A 12682-nucleotide genomic window follows, 5' to 3' on the forward strand; every position below is an offset into this window, starting at 1 on the left:
AATTTGTTGCGGGATACCCATGTCGGGCGGAAGCAATTCGGCTGGTCAGGATTATGGAAAAGAACTCAACGACATTGATGACCAGCTTTCTGTAGCCAAGCGGGCGGGACATCTTGCCGTAAAGCATGAGAAGGCTGGGCAAGCGCGAGCCCGCGAAGCACTGCAAAAAATATACGAGGTGTGGCATCCGCTGCTTAACAGCAGTGAGCTGATTGAAGCATATTGCAAACGTCACAACATCAAATGCAACAGCACTCAACGCGAGAATAGATTTCGTGCCCCAATTGAAGTTTGCTTCGCTGGCATGGTTGCGGGCTCGTTCACCCGTTATGCTAGAGCGCTGGAACTAGCCGAAGAGGCTTTGATCAAGCCGGACGAACTGTTCGACTGGTTCGACAAACACCATGGTCCTGACCGCATCTATCTGGATGATCTGGAAGCAAGGAAAATTGCCAAGCGCAATCCGGTCATTCATGCGCCGGTAACGCTCAGCCAGCCCACGCCGCCCGCAGCGCTCACGCCCACGGCTGTTCCCAACTCTGCGCCCGCTGCCGCAGGGCAGTGGCCCGTTGCCCTGCAACCCGCTGCACCTCAACTGGGGCTTGCAGCTATCCTCGTTGCCATCGCGCAGGTGCGCTTGCTCGTGACTGGCAAGGAGCGGCAAACCGGCAGCACGGAGGGATCAGGCTTTCTCCTCCGAAACGCGATGATCGATGGCGTTCGGCGGCTCACCGTCGAGAACGTGAGCACCCGCTACACCTTTACAACGGCGCGCTACACGCTTCCGCTGCCGTGGGACGTGATCGGTGATCGCGAGTACATTTTATCGGCTTCTGAGGCCAACCGGCTAGCGCGGGTGTTCGCCAGTTTCTCTGGGTGGACTGCAACAGCCGATGTGGACCAGTTGAAAATCACCTCGGCCGGCGGTCATCGCATCATAGCTGAAGCCTTTAGCGACATGGACACTCGCTGGCGGCACATGGCCACTCCCACTGCCTTCGGCGCGCATCTCACGATCGATGCCGGGCAAGCGCGTGAGTTCCTGTTCTGGCAGAAGCGCATCGAGCGCAGCGTTCGTGCTTGCAGTCGCCAGTTGCGCGTGACGGTGCGGAAGGAGATCGAAACGCACCGGAGGATTGCTGCGAATATGTGGCAGCAGAACCGCAACGTCGTGAATGGCCAGCGCTGGGTGATGACCGTGCCCAACAGCAGCAGGCACTTGGACAGCCGCTCGTTCGATCTGCAAATGCCCGGCAAGGTGAGCATGCCGCGCGCCCTCGACCTCAACATGGTTCGTTCGGTCAAGGCTGACAAACACGGCATGCCCATCCGGGACGCCAACGACAAACTTATCCCGGATTTGTACATCGAAGCGCATCACTTCCACACCAGCACCATCCCCGTGGATAGCCGCGTGAACAACATGATGTGCCGGCTGTTCAGCACCCAGTCGCACGTCGCCATCGGCGAAGACGTTCGGCTGCCGGTGTTGGAGACAGCCAGCCTTTGCCCGTTCCTCTTCAACAGCGGCGCCAGCGCGCAGGCTCAGTTCGTAAACACGGACGAGACGCAAGCTGCGCTGATGGTGGAGTTTGCCCACGGCAGCGGCCACGTCCGCTACATGATCCCCACCATCAAGAGCGCTTCCCTGCTGCGTAGGAACGCCTGCCAACCGCTCACTCGTACCATCCCCGTGGCAGCTATAACCACGGCTCCGGTGGGGCAGGACATCACCACGGAAATGGAGCAGCAGTTCTGCGCCTACATCATCGCCTTCCGTCCCGGGGACGAGGAGAAGTGGCAAGCGAGGCGAGCCAACTTCCTCAGGCAGCTGAACTGGTGGATGCAGCAGAATGTCACGATCAACCTGCTGCTGAGCGGATGGAGCGACGAGGACCGGCAAGCCTTCAACCGCGATGGCAACCTCATCCTAGACGAGATCGAAGAACGCTATGGCGACCAAGCCGTCGTGCGTGAGGAGCAAGGTCAGCCTCTAATCACCAATCGCATCGCGTGTTTGAAGCGCTTCTACAGCAGCACGCACGACTGGGGCATCATGATGGATGATGATGCCATCCTCGAAACCAAATACTACAACGAGGATCGAGTTACGTTCTTCGAGGAAATGGCCCGAAACAAGCCGGTGAAGTACGAAGACGTAGATGTATTCTTTCCCTTCTGGGACAAGAAGCCACCGCGTCATCCAAAGGCTTTCTGGAACGCCGCCGACTATGCGGGCAACCACATCTTCGAGCGGAACCCCGACCTCAAGGGCAGCATGTTCGTGGTTCGTAACTTCCGCAAGGAGGGCAGGCCCGAGGTGTTCCCGGATGCCAGCTACCTCATTCACGGGGAGGACACGCTGTTTGCCACCGAAGCGATGGCTAAGGGCTACACGGTGATGATGACAGCCAACATCATCCTCAAGGAGTTTGAGGGACCCAGTTATTTCGATGCGCAGCGCAAGGCCAACATGCGGATAGCCGCCGAGCGCATCGCAAGCATGTATGCGGACCTCGACTTACGCATGCTCAAGCCTGACGATCCCACAAACAAGACGCTTTACCGCAACAAGTTCTTCGCGCGCTGCTGGCACAAGCCCAAAGGCCAGATTGTGCCGAAACCGTAGGCAAGTAAGGTAGGGGCGGCCTGCACCGCCCCTTTCATAAGTACCCGCCGCAGCTAGGCTACGATACGCCCCATAATCCGTGCATCTCTCGCATATTCGCTAACCGGCCTATCGGCTCGGAAGGAGAGATCGCGCTCCAAACCGATGACAAGCCCCGCGCTGACCTCCTTCAATTCATCCAGGCTCACGTAGCCTAGCTCTGGTTCGCCGAAGCCGAGATCGCAAAGCCCGTACAGTGTGTCGCCGTCAGCATCCATCGCGCAGATCAGCCACGTTGCCGCGCCCGTGGGATTGAATAGCTTTAGCACTGGGCGATGGTCGCGGTCGCGATGGCGTCCATTAGCAAGAAGCAGTTCACGGGTCGCAGCGTCGATCAAGGGCAGCATGGATATCCTCACGGTGATCGCAAGGATCGTGCAGCCAAGGGAGCGCGAGGGCGAGCAAGTCGTCACTGGCAGAGGGTGAGCGTATAACATCATAAAAGCTACATTTTATGATGTTTCGCGCTAAGCCGTTGATCTATCTGCAATCTGCTTTTCGCTCGCCCTGACGCGTCTCTGGCAACATCATTCTTTGCTGCGAAGACGCACAAAGTGTGAGGTTTCAATGAAGCAGGCGCGCGTGCCCACAGAGGCGGAGCTCAAGCGGTTGGTGGCGGTGGTAGGGCAGGGGAGGCATGGCCCTCGGAATCGAGCTGCGCTGATGCTCAGCTACCTGGCGGGCCTACGAGTAGGAGAGATCGCATCGCTTCGGTGGGGCGATCTCCTCGACGGCGAGGGGAGGGTACGTGAGCAGCTCCGGCTGAGTGCGACCGTAACCAAGGGTGGGCACGCGCGTGTGGTTTTCATGAACGCTCGCCTTCAACGCGAGATCGAGCAGTTCCGAGCTAGCCTGTCCGCCCCTCCCAACCTGAGGCAGCCCGTGCTGATCACCCAGAAGCGCACGGCCTTCAGCGCCAACACGCTGTGTCAGCTCATGTGCAAATGGTACAATCAAGCTGGCCTGGACGGTGGATCCAGTCACAGCGGCAGGCGGTGGTTCATCACCCGCCTCGCTCACTCTGGAATCTCGCCGAAGGCCATCATGATGCTGGCCGGTCACCGGCATCTTTCAACCACACAACGCTACATCGACGTCAACGACGAGATGATGCGCGCTGCGGTCGAGGTCCTTTGACAACACTGAGATTATCTATATTATCTTTGGATACTTTACAGCATTTGCGTCAATTTTCTTATTAATTTCTACTTCGGGATCTAAACCGTATTTATCTAGTATCATTAGTGCATATATGATTACATCCGCCGCCTCGGCTGCAACATCGTTTTTGCTGCGTTCCGGATCGAGATCGCCATTGCTGCTCCACTGAAAGAGCTCGAGAAGTTCTGCTGCCTCTATGCTAACTGAAACGGCAAGGTTCTTGGGAGAGTGAAATTTGTCCCATCCTCTTTCGTCGCGAAAACGGCGAAGTCGCGCGATTAAACTGTTCATATCCCAGCCCGCTTCTCGACGCTCGATCCTATCCTCTGCAGCAGATTTATGCTAGCGTGGCTGAATAAGTGTCATAAGGCAGCCCTGTGATGGCTCGCCGTAACAATGCCATCGAGACACACAGTGGCTGACGCGTACCTGAACATCGCGGAACGAATTTTTCAAGTGGTACGACGGCCAATGAGGCCACGTGAGATCATTATCGAGGCTTACGCTGCTGGTCTTTTACCACCTCATCTTCACGGATCACGGCAAGACAAGACACTTCACGCTCGCCTCAGTGAAGATATCTCGTCCAATCCTGATGATAGCCGATTTTTTCGAACTGCGCCCGGCGTATTTTTTCTGGAGGAATTTAGATTAGACCCAACTATCCCGCTCATTTCTAGAGATAAGTTCCTCGCGCCCCGCCGCCGCAAAGAACTGAAAAGAGACTCAGTTTTAATTGTAGACTTAGATTTTACTTCTGACCTTCGACCCGACAAACAAACACTGTCGGTAAGCCGATTACTTGATGTATTGCGGGCAGGTCGATACTCCTATCGATCGGTAGATTATGCCATGCGTAGCGAGTCTTCGATTGTTGTACATAGCTTTGTTGTAGTACATCAGAATGGAATGGTACTTTCCTTTAGGTGCGGAAAGTATTTTCCAAGTACCGATCCGCTTTATGGCACAAGAAGCATAGGAGTCGGAGGCGCCATTTTCCCCGATGACAACGATATGCTCTATCACAGTATGTATGGCATCATCGGAAACGGCATCAACGAGCTTCGTTATGGAATTGGATTGCCCAATCGATTAGCAGAAGTAGCCCGATACACAAATCAGGTTAGGCCATACATTGGTGTTCTTGTACCAGACGCAATACCAAAAGTTGTACATGTCGTGATGGGCTATCAGTGCCCCGATGATTTCTTACCTTCGAAATCTGCTCTCTCGATCAACGACCTCCGGTGGGTTGATGCCATAAATCCTACGAACAACATATCAGATTATGATGCAACATCGAGGATTCTGTTTCAGCAGGACCACGTAAGGGAGCTAATACGCGCGGGCGCCCCTAAGTGACTAGGATAATAGGACGCTATATTGCCGACCCTGAAGCCTACGCTCTTAGGTACGAACTAAGTCTTGGCAGCTCTCCGCGGGTCATAAAGAAAGCGCTGCAGCGGCTCTGCAGCCATTATGAAGCCGGAAAGAAGCTTCGCGACCCAAGTGAGCATCGTCAATTGATGCACAGTCATTTGTGGTCAGCAGATGTTTTGTTGCGCCGTTGGTCCATGAAGGCTCTCGGTCTTATCGCACATCGAGATGATACCCCGAGATTATTGGATCGACTTAGGATCGAAGATGACTTCGAAGCTCAGACGTGGGGCACAGCCGCTTTGATCGCGACTGCGGGCGATCGCAGCATGGCTGAACTTTGCGCGGATGCCGGGGTCGAGCGGAGTACACCATTCTGGCTAGCCGCCCGTCTCTACGCTCCGCATCATTGGATCAACCACCATTGGCAGCCGACAACTGTTTCATTAACGGATGATGAAATTACCTTAAAGTGGGCGATATTTCTAGCTGGATATGATAAAGCTCCCGAGGATATGTTTAGTCCCAGATACGATAACAGGATCTTTCTCGGCGAACTGAACCAGCACGAGTCACCGATGCTTGCCGAATATTCGGTTTGGGCATTGTGGGAAAGGCCTGATCTTGGCTTTCCGGATTTACGTATAGCTCCCGATCAATTCTTGAAAAAACCTGAAAACGCACGGAAGTGGTTATACAGATTACTTCTCCAATCGCCGAATCTGGGCGGTCAGGATCTAGCTATAATCGAGGAGTACCGGACTAAAGAAAAGTCAGCGTCAGCACGCGAAGGACTTGCAGCCGGGCTTGCTGAACGAATGGCTCCTCCCCTTCATAACATTGCTCTTGATTGGTATGACGATGAATCAGATGCATCAGTCCAAGATATTCTTCTGTCATCTATGGCAGCAAAAAGCGATGAAAATAGCGATTTTACAGAGGTGGTTCGGCATCGATTCGTCGAGGCGGGCGCAAAGGGACATCTTCGAAAAAGACTGCTTGCAGCTGCCGAAGGGACCAACTTATACGGGCACTAAGGCAGATCGAATTTCGTGAGCAATTTTCTCAGCAGGATCTGTTGGGATTTGGGCCTGTAACCAAGTTAATCATTCAAGGAGATTACAAACACATGGGCAACACGTTCAACGTCGGCAGGGATCTCAACGCTCAGAACGTAGCCGGAGGCGATATTGTCGCTGAGGCCGTTTCTGCAGTCCAGAGCCTTCCAAAATCCTCGGATCAAGCAATGCTCGATCGAGTGCTTCAATTTGCTTCTTCCGCAGAGATTCCGTCACCCGAGCGCGAAAAGGTTGCTGGTGCAGTCGAAGCTGCGGCCACCAAACCTGGCCCCGAGAGCCGAAAAGGTGTTCTCGCAGCGTTGAAGGGTCTGGGTAGCGTCGTAGGCACTGTGGCCGGATTGGCCGAAATATCTGAGGCTGTGCAGGAATGGCTCTCCTGAACTAGGTTCTGCCTACTTTCTCTACGATGACTCGACTTACGCGGTCGACGGCGCTTTCGTCGGCCGCGTTGATCGATATGTGATTTAATTTCAATTCGTCTATGGCTTTGAGGATCTGAGCTCCAACTTCCTCTCGGAGTTCGGCGCTTTCGTGGTCTGCTGCTGACTGTGCGAAAGGGTGTGTCATCTGTAGATGGACAAGTAAATCAAGATCGGCCGCTCGACATCGAGTAATAACTTCAAATAGCTCAGTTTGTTGGCTTGACGTGACGCGCAGTGATCTAACATAGGCAATAGCGTCAATTATACAGCGGTCAAGGACTATAATACCCGACGGCGCATCCAGCTCCCGCTGAATGTGAATGCTGTAAGCTGCAGCTATACTATCAGGTGTGGCCGCGCTTCCGAACGGTATATTTTTATTTTTGAGCTTTTCACCCAATCCGTCTATCAAATAGATCGGAACATCGATAAGCTGCTCCAGTTGCATCCTCAGATTTGCCGCAAAAGTCGACTTTCCAACACCTTGAGCTCCCGTAACTCCAACGAAAAGTCGATTTTTTGACACGTCGAAGCCGCTGCTGTGGGTCGTAAATCCAGCTTATTCCTATTTCCGCTGGGATCCAACTCCATTTGATAGATTGCTCGACATCAGTGTGGCTTTTACCGTTATCCGTTTCCATGTCGCCGCAGCTTTTTTGAAGAAAGGCATCGGTGACAACGATGCAACTGCAATCCCGACATTGCGCTAGTGTCCTGATTCCTTAGTCTCTCCGGCTTGGAGGGTGCGGAGGCAGAAGCGTTGGATGGCGGCGAGGATATCGTCTGCGGTTTTGGTCCAGCGGAACGGCTTTGGATCGACGTTGTGGGCGTCGATGAAGGCGCGGATGTCGCGCTCGAGCGCCTCGGTCGAGCGATGGACCCCGCGCCGGATTTGCTTGTCGGTCAGGAGCGCGAAAAAGCGCTCGACCTGATTGATCCACGAGGCTCCGGTAGGAGTGAAGTGAACGTGCCAGCGCGGCCGCTTGGCCAGCCAGTCGCGGATCGGCTTGGTCTTGTGGGTGGCGTAGTTGTCCATGACGAGATGAACGTCGAGATCGGCGGGCACGTTGGCCTCGATCTGGTCGAGGAACTTGCGGAACTCGCTGGAGCGGTGCTTCGGGTAGCAGCGGCCGAGGACAGCGCCGGTGGCGATGTCGAGGGCGGCAAACAGTGAGGTCGTGCCGTGACGCGTATAGTCGTGGCTACGGCGCTCGATTTGACCGGGCCGCATCGGCAGGAGGGGCTGGGTCCGGTCCAGCGCCTGGATCTGGGACTTCTCGTCGACACATAGTACCAGCGCCCTGTCAGGGGGGCTGAGGTAGAGCCCGACGATATCGCGCACCTTTTCGACAAACAGCGGATCGGTGGAGAGCTTGAAGGTCTCGCTGCGGTGGGGTTGCAGACCGAAGGCCTGCCAGATGCGATGGATCGTCGAGGGGGCATAGCCCACCGCCTCAGCCATGGAGCGCAGTGACCAGTGGGTCGCGCCGGGCGGCCTCGTCTCCAGCGTCAGGCGAATGGTCTCGGCGATCTCATCGTCGCCGATCGTGCGCGGTGCGCCTGGACGGGGTTCGTCCAGGAGCCCGTCGAGCCTGCGTTCAGCAAAGCGTCGCCGCCACTTCGAGACCGTGTTGGCATCCGCATTGACCGCCGTGCAGATCGCCTTGTTCTCAAGCCCCGAGGCCGCCGCGAGCACGATCCGGGCCCGCCGCGCCAGCGCCTGTCCGGTCTTCTGAGCCCGGGCCAGCGACTCCAGTTCGCGCCGTTCTGGCTCTGTCAGGTCGATGCCAACCGCGGCCTTACCCATCGCGCCGTCTCTCCGATCATCATCTCCATGATCGTAGAAACTTCGCGATCAGGACACTAGCGCGTAGGCAGTGAGCCTCCGGGAATCGCGCCGCTTGCGGTCACGCTCGGGTCCACTCTGGGCGGAGCCGGTCCACCACACGCTCAAGCCGCACCTGGCCGTAGTGCTTGTCGATCATGGCTATCAAGCGACATCCGGAACTGACCTCTTCGCGTCATGAGGATCTGACCCCTATGCTAATTTCACACGCCTAGACGGGTGTGGGTTGGGGGACCGCAGCCGCCTTTTGCAGGAGGCCGCTGCGACGCTTCTCACGAAGCCGGTAGCTGTCGCCGCGGATGGTGACGACGTGGCTGTGGTGCAGCAGCCGATCGAGGATCGCGGTGGCCACCACCGCATCGCCGAACACGCTCCCCCACTCGCCTACCGCTCGGTTCGACGTCACCAGCATCGCGCCCCGCTCGTAGCGGCGGCTGACGAGCTGGAAGAACAGATGCGCGGCATCCGGCTCGAACGGCAGATAGCCGAGCTCGTCGATGATCAGCAGTTTCGGCTTGGCGTAGTGCGTCAGCCGCTCCTCCAACCGACCCTCAGCATGCGCCTTGGCCAGCTGCGCCACGAGCGTCGTGGCCGGGGTGAACAGCACGCCATAGCCGGCCACAATCGCCGCGCGCCCGATCGCCACCGCCAAGTGCGTCTTGCCCACGCCGGGCGGCCCGAGGAACAGCACCGCCTCGCCATTGGCGATGAAGCGGCCGGTGGCGAGTTCACGGATCTGCGCCTTGTCCAGCGAGGGTTGGGCGCCGAAGTCGAAGCCGGTCAGGTCCCGCACGAAGGGGAAGCGAGCCAGACCAAAGGCCATGTCGATGCGGCGCTGGTCACGCCGAGCGACCTCACGCTCGCAGAACAGGGTCAGCGCCTCACGGATCGTCAGCTCGCCCCGGCCGGCCTCGTCGATCAGGCTATCGAGCTGATCGCGCATGGCCGTCAGCTTCAGGCGGTCGAGCAGCAGGGTGAGGTGGTCATGGTCCATCAGAAGCCTCCCCCGGCGACCGCCTCGTACTCGGCCAGCGGCCGCAACAGCGCCGGCGGCATGATGGGCGACGGGTCGAGCCGGTGAGCCGGTCGCTCTCGGCTACCCACAAGCCCGGCCAGATGGGCATCGTCGACGACACGGCCGTGGCGCCCCTTCAACGCGGCGTGCACGGCGACCTCACGTCCGCCGTGGTGGACGCGCACCACCGCTCCGCTCACGGTGACGCGAACCCGCTCGCCGATCAGCCGCCACGGCACCGAGTAGGCGTTGCCGTCGACGCTGACCGCGCAGTCTGCCCCGACCCGGCGCACGAGATCGCGTGCGGCGGAGAACGGCGGCACGCCCGCCAGGGGCTGCAGCGCCCGGGCCTCGTCCCGGGCGAACCGCGCGCCCGGCGCCTCACCGGTCGTGCCGTGCGCGCGCCGGTCGGCCACATCCCGCGTCCAGGCATCGAGATGCGCCTCCAGGGCGGCAAAGCTCGCGAAGCGGTGGCCGGCTACAGCGTTCCTTTTGACGTAGCCAACGCCGCGCTCGTCCTTGCCCTTCGTGCGCGCCCGGTACGGGGCGCAGGCCCGCACCCGGAAGCCCCAATGCCGGGAGAAGGCGTGCAACCGCGGATGCAGGATGACCTCGCGGCTGATCGGGTCATGGTGCAGGACCAGGGCGCGGGCATTGTCGAGCAGCACCTCACGCGGCACACCGCCGAAGGCCTGGAAGGCGCTCTCCAATCCGGCGAACCAGTCCTCCTGCCGCTCGTGGCCGAAGGCGCGCACGTGCAGTCGACGCGAGTAACCGAGCGTCGCAACGAACAGCGAGACCCGGGTTGGCACACCGCCGATCTCGATCCGCCGCTCGCCGAAGTCGATCTGCATCTGCTCGCCTGGCCGCGTCTCGAACCGCACGCTCGCCCGCGCGGCGATCACCAGGTCCCGCCGCAACGGCGCCACAGCCCGTTCCACGGTGCGCAGGCTGACGTGGATGTCCTTCTCGTTGGCGAGGTCCTGGCGCACGACGTCGGCGTTGCCGGCATGCTGCCGGAACCGTTCGGCCAACCAGTCCGTCAAGCCGTCGAGCCGCTTCGATCGTGAAGGCGTTTTAGAGGGGCGCCAATCACCCTGACGGAGCCAGTGCTTGACCGTGTTCTTCGAACAGCCGAGCTCGGTCGCGATCCGCTTGGCACCCCAGCCCAGCGCCTTCAGCCGCACCATCGCCGATACGTCGTCCGGCGTCTTCATCTCGGCCCTCCGCGGATCGTCTGTCCGCTGAAGAGCCTGATCTTCGTTCCTGATCATCTCGACCTCCTCGCTCATCGAGGGGGTCAGGTCCTCATGGCGTCAGGGGGTCAGTTTGCCGTGTCGCCTGACAATGGCGAGCGAGGTCCGGCAGTTCCGAGCCACGTCGAGCACCTCGGCTCCGTTCGCCAGCTGCTCGCTGATGTAGAAGTGCCGGAGCGAGTAGGGGGTTCGCTTTATACCGCGGTGATCCCGCTCCAGGCCCGCAGCTCTTACCAATTCGGTGAAGCCGTTGGCGACCGAGGTGATGCGCTTGCCTTGCTCGCTCGCAAACACCGGGTCAGCATCAGCGGGCTCTCGGCCGAGGCTCCGCTCGAACAGCATCCACAGGGTGTCGAACCACGGGATCGCGGCCTTCTGCGGGATGGCCTTGCCGCTCTTGCCCTTGCCACGCACTTGCAGCCGGATGTCGCGATCATCCACGCTCTTTTTCCTGCCGGCGCGGTAACCTAGCACATCGCCCCAAGTGAGGTTGTACATCTCTGTGGGACGCAGTCCGGAGAACGCACCGATCATCACGTACGCGTGCAGCACGGTGCGATCGCGCCGGGTGTGATCATCCAGCCGCTTGATGCGCCAGCTGCGCCGATCGCTGGCCCGGACCTCCTCGCCGGTGCCATCCATGATGGGGTCCACCAGCCGGCTGAGGCTCACCGCCTCCAGCTTGGCGAACTCGTGTGGCTCGAAGCTCGGCCGCCGGTTGTCAGGCGAACGGCGGGCCTTGATGCTGATATCCGGCGGGGTCTTCAGGTAGCCCTGTCGTGAGGCCCAGCGCAGCAGCGCCCGCAGCACCACGCTCTCCCCGCGTTGGCGGCTCAGAGACGGCGCGGATCGCCGTACAGGCCGGCGCAAGCGGTGTCCGTCGCGCTCGTACTCTATATGCGTGATGAGCTTGCTAGGACCCTCGGTCCAGTAGGTGCGCCGCCACTCCGCGTAGCGCTCCAGATCCGTCTCGGTGACCGCGTCGATGGATTTCTGACCAAAGTAGCCGATGAAGTAGCGGCGAATCACGGCGGGCTCGCTCTTGCCCTGGTCAGCGCGACGTTCACCGCGCTCCACCTCACGCAGGATCTGCGCGATGTAGGCCTCAGCTACGCTCTCGAAGGCGTGCGTCTTGGCCGTGAGCCCCTGCTTGGCCCTGTAGGTGGCCTCGTACCAGATGGCGTCGGCACGCCGTTCGGCTTCCCGCTGGTCGTCGGTGTCCAGGGATCGCTTGAACTGCCCCTGGCCCTTGATGCTGAAGCGCACCTGCCACTTGGTGCTGCCGGCGCGCTGGAACAGCTGGTAGCGCTCGGTTTGGACGTTGCCAGGGGTGCTCACGATGCGGCCCTGTCTGGTTACTGCGGTGCGGATGACTGCGCTAGAAGTGCGCTAGGGTGCTCCGTGAGCCCCCAGCAAACTGTTACGCCTGCACGACAATTTTTTCGGCTGCGCTAGCGCTGTTCTAGGATTTAAAGCCGAAATCCGCAGAGAGCAAGGCAATGAAAAACCCCGCTAAGTGCTTAGCGGGGTTACATAAAATTGGTAGCGAGGGAGGGATTTGAACCCCCGACACAAGGATTATGATTCCTCTGCTCTAACCAGCTGAGCTACCCCGCCACGCGGCACGACCGTCCGCGAGGACGATGCGTGCAGTGGCCGCGGTATAGGAAGAGCGGACGCTCGCTGTCAACGGTTTTGGGTGCGCAAAGCGCGTGTCCGGATCGGGCTCGATCCATGTCCCGCCGATCGCGGACGGGACAGCCCGGCTGTCACCGGAAGTCGACCGTTGCCGATGCGGCGGCCATGTGCGGTCCGTCGAAGCCCGCTAGGTTGACACACGGGCCGCCTGAAGGCCCGT

General features: G+C 59.1%; 12 protein-coding genes and 1 tRNA gene. 5 read left to right on the plus strand and 8 right to left on the minus strand.

From position 1 onward, the window contains the following. Positions 1 to 19: 19 nt before the first annotated feature. Positions 20 to 2629 carry a hypothetical protein gene (locus tag MCBMB27_RS27475; protein WP_139231627.1) on the plus strand — a complete coding sequence of 870 codons (2610 nt, stop codon included), beginning with the start codon at positions 20 to 22 and terminating at the stop codon, positions 2627 to 2629. A gap of 53 nt (positions 2630 to 2682) precedes the next feature. Here the strand turns inward: MCBMB27_RS27475 and MCBMB27_RS27480 are convergent, their stop codons facing one another. Beyond that, the gene (locus tag MCBMB27_RS27480) at positions 2683 to 3015 is read right to left on the minus strand and encodes a DUF2958 domain-containing protein (protein ID WP_075381805.1); all 333 of its coding nucleotides are present in this window, start codon (positions 3013 to 3015) and stop codon (positions 2683 to 2685) included. Between the two features lie 220 nt (positions 3016 to 3235). Here MCBMB27_RS27480 and MCBMB27_RS27485 point away from each other — a divergent pair, with 220 nt between their 5' ends. After that, positions 3236 to 3805, plus strand: coding sequence for a tyrosine-type recombinase/integrase (locus tag MCBMB27_RS27485; RefSeq protein WP_075381806.1), 570 nt, complete (start codon positions 3236 to 3238; stop codon positions 3803 to 3805). Between the two features lie 15 nt (positions 3806 to 3820). Here MCBMB27_RS27485 and MCBMB27_RS27490 read toward each other — a convergent pair whose 3' ends face one another. Next, positions 3821 to 4120, minus strand: a complete 300-nt coding sequence (locus tag MCBMB27_RS27490) for a nucleotide pyrophosphohydrolase (protein WP_075381807.1) — start codon at positions 4118 to 4120, stop codon at positions 3821 to 3823. 123 nt (positions 4121 to 4243) lie between these two features. Between MCBMB27_RS27490 and MCBMB27_RS27495 the strand changes: the two genes are divergently transcribed. The 3 genes from MCBMB27_RS27495 to MCBMB27_RS29900 all read left to right on the plus strand — a co-directional run bounded on the left by MCBMB27_RS27495 (position 4244) and on the right by MCBMB27_RS29900 (position 6665). Continuing rightward, positions 4244 to 5191, plus strand: a complete 948-nt coding sequence (locus MCBMB27_RS27495) for an HTH domain-containing protein (protein WP_075381808.1) — start codon at positions 4244 to 4246, stop codon at positions 5189 to 5191. 344 nt (positions 5192 to 5535) lie between these two features. Next, complete coding sequence (locus MCBMB27_RS29895; RefSeq protein ID WP_139231628.1) at positions 5536 to 6243, plus strand: hypothetical protein; 708 nt, start codon at positions 5536 to 5538, stop codon at positions 6241 to 6243. Positions 6244 to 6335: 92 nt separating this feature from the next. Then, entirely contained in the window at positions 6336 to 6665 is a 330-nt protein-coding gene (locus MCBMB27_RS29900) for a hypothetical protein (protein WP_139231629.1), read from the plus strand. Position 6666: 1 nt separating this feature from the next. Here MCBMB27_RS29900 and MCBMB27_RS27500 read toward each other — a convergent pair whose 3' ends face one another. From MCBMB27_RS27500 to MCBMB27_RS27525, 6 genes are all read right to left on the minus strand, one after another. Beyond that, on the minus strand, positions 6667 to 7233 hold the full coding sequence (locus MCBMB27_RS27500) for an AAA family ATPase (protein WP_075381809.1): 567 nt from the start codon (positions 7231 to 7233) through the stop codon (positions 6667 to 6669). A 180-nt stretch (positions 7234 to 7413) separates the two neighbouring features. After that, on the minus strand, positions 7414 to 8514 hold the full coding sequence (locus MCBMB27_RS27505) for an IS630 family transposase (RefSeq protein WP_075381810.1): 1101 nt from the start codon (positions 8512 to 8514) through the stop codon (positions 7414 to 7416). 250 nt (positions 8515 to 8764) lie between these two features. Beyond that, positions 8765 to 9547 carry an IS21-like element helper ATPase IstB gene (istB, locus tag MCBMB27_RS27510; RefSeq protein WP_170861908.1) on the minus strand — a complete coding sequence of 261 codons (783 nt, stop codon included), beginning with the start codon at positions 9545 to 9547 and terminating at the stop codon, positions 8765 to 8767. Then, positions 9547 to 10785 carry an IS21 family transposase gene (gene istA, locus MCBMB27_RS27515; RefSeq protein WP_075381867.1) on the minus strand — a complete coding sequence of 413 codons (1239 nt, stop codon included), beginning with the start codon at positions 10783 to 10785 and terminating at the stop codon, positions 9547 to 9549. Before istA ends, istB begins: the two co-directional genes overlap by 1 nt. A 99-nt stretch (positions 10786 to 10884) precedes the next feature. After that, the gene (locus MCBMB27_RS27520; protein ID WP_075381811.1) at positions 10885 to 12162 is read right to left on the minus strand and encodes a tyrosine-type recombinase/integrase; all 1278 of its coding nucleotides are present in this window, start codon (positions 12160 to 12162) and stop codon (positions 10885 to 10887) included. Between the two features lie 202 nt (positions 12163 to 12364). Continuing rightward, positions 12365 to 12441, minus strand: a tRNA-Met gene (locus MCBMB27_RS27525). Positions 12442 to 12682 lie beyond the last annotated feature (241 nt).

The sequence above is a fragment of the Methylobacterium phyllosphaerae genome, assembly GCF_001936175.1.
GTDB classification, from domain to species: domain Bacteria; phylum Pseudomonadota; class Alphaproteobacteria; order Rhizobiales; family Beijerinckiaceae; genus Methylobacterium; species Methylobacterium fujisawaense.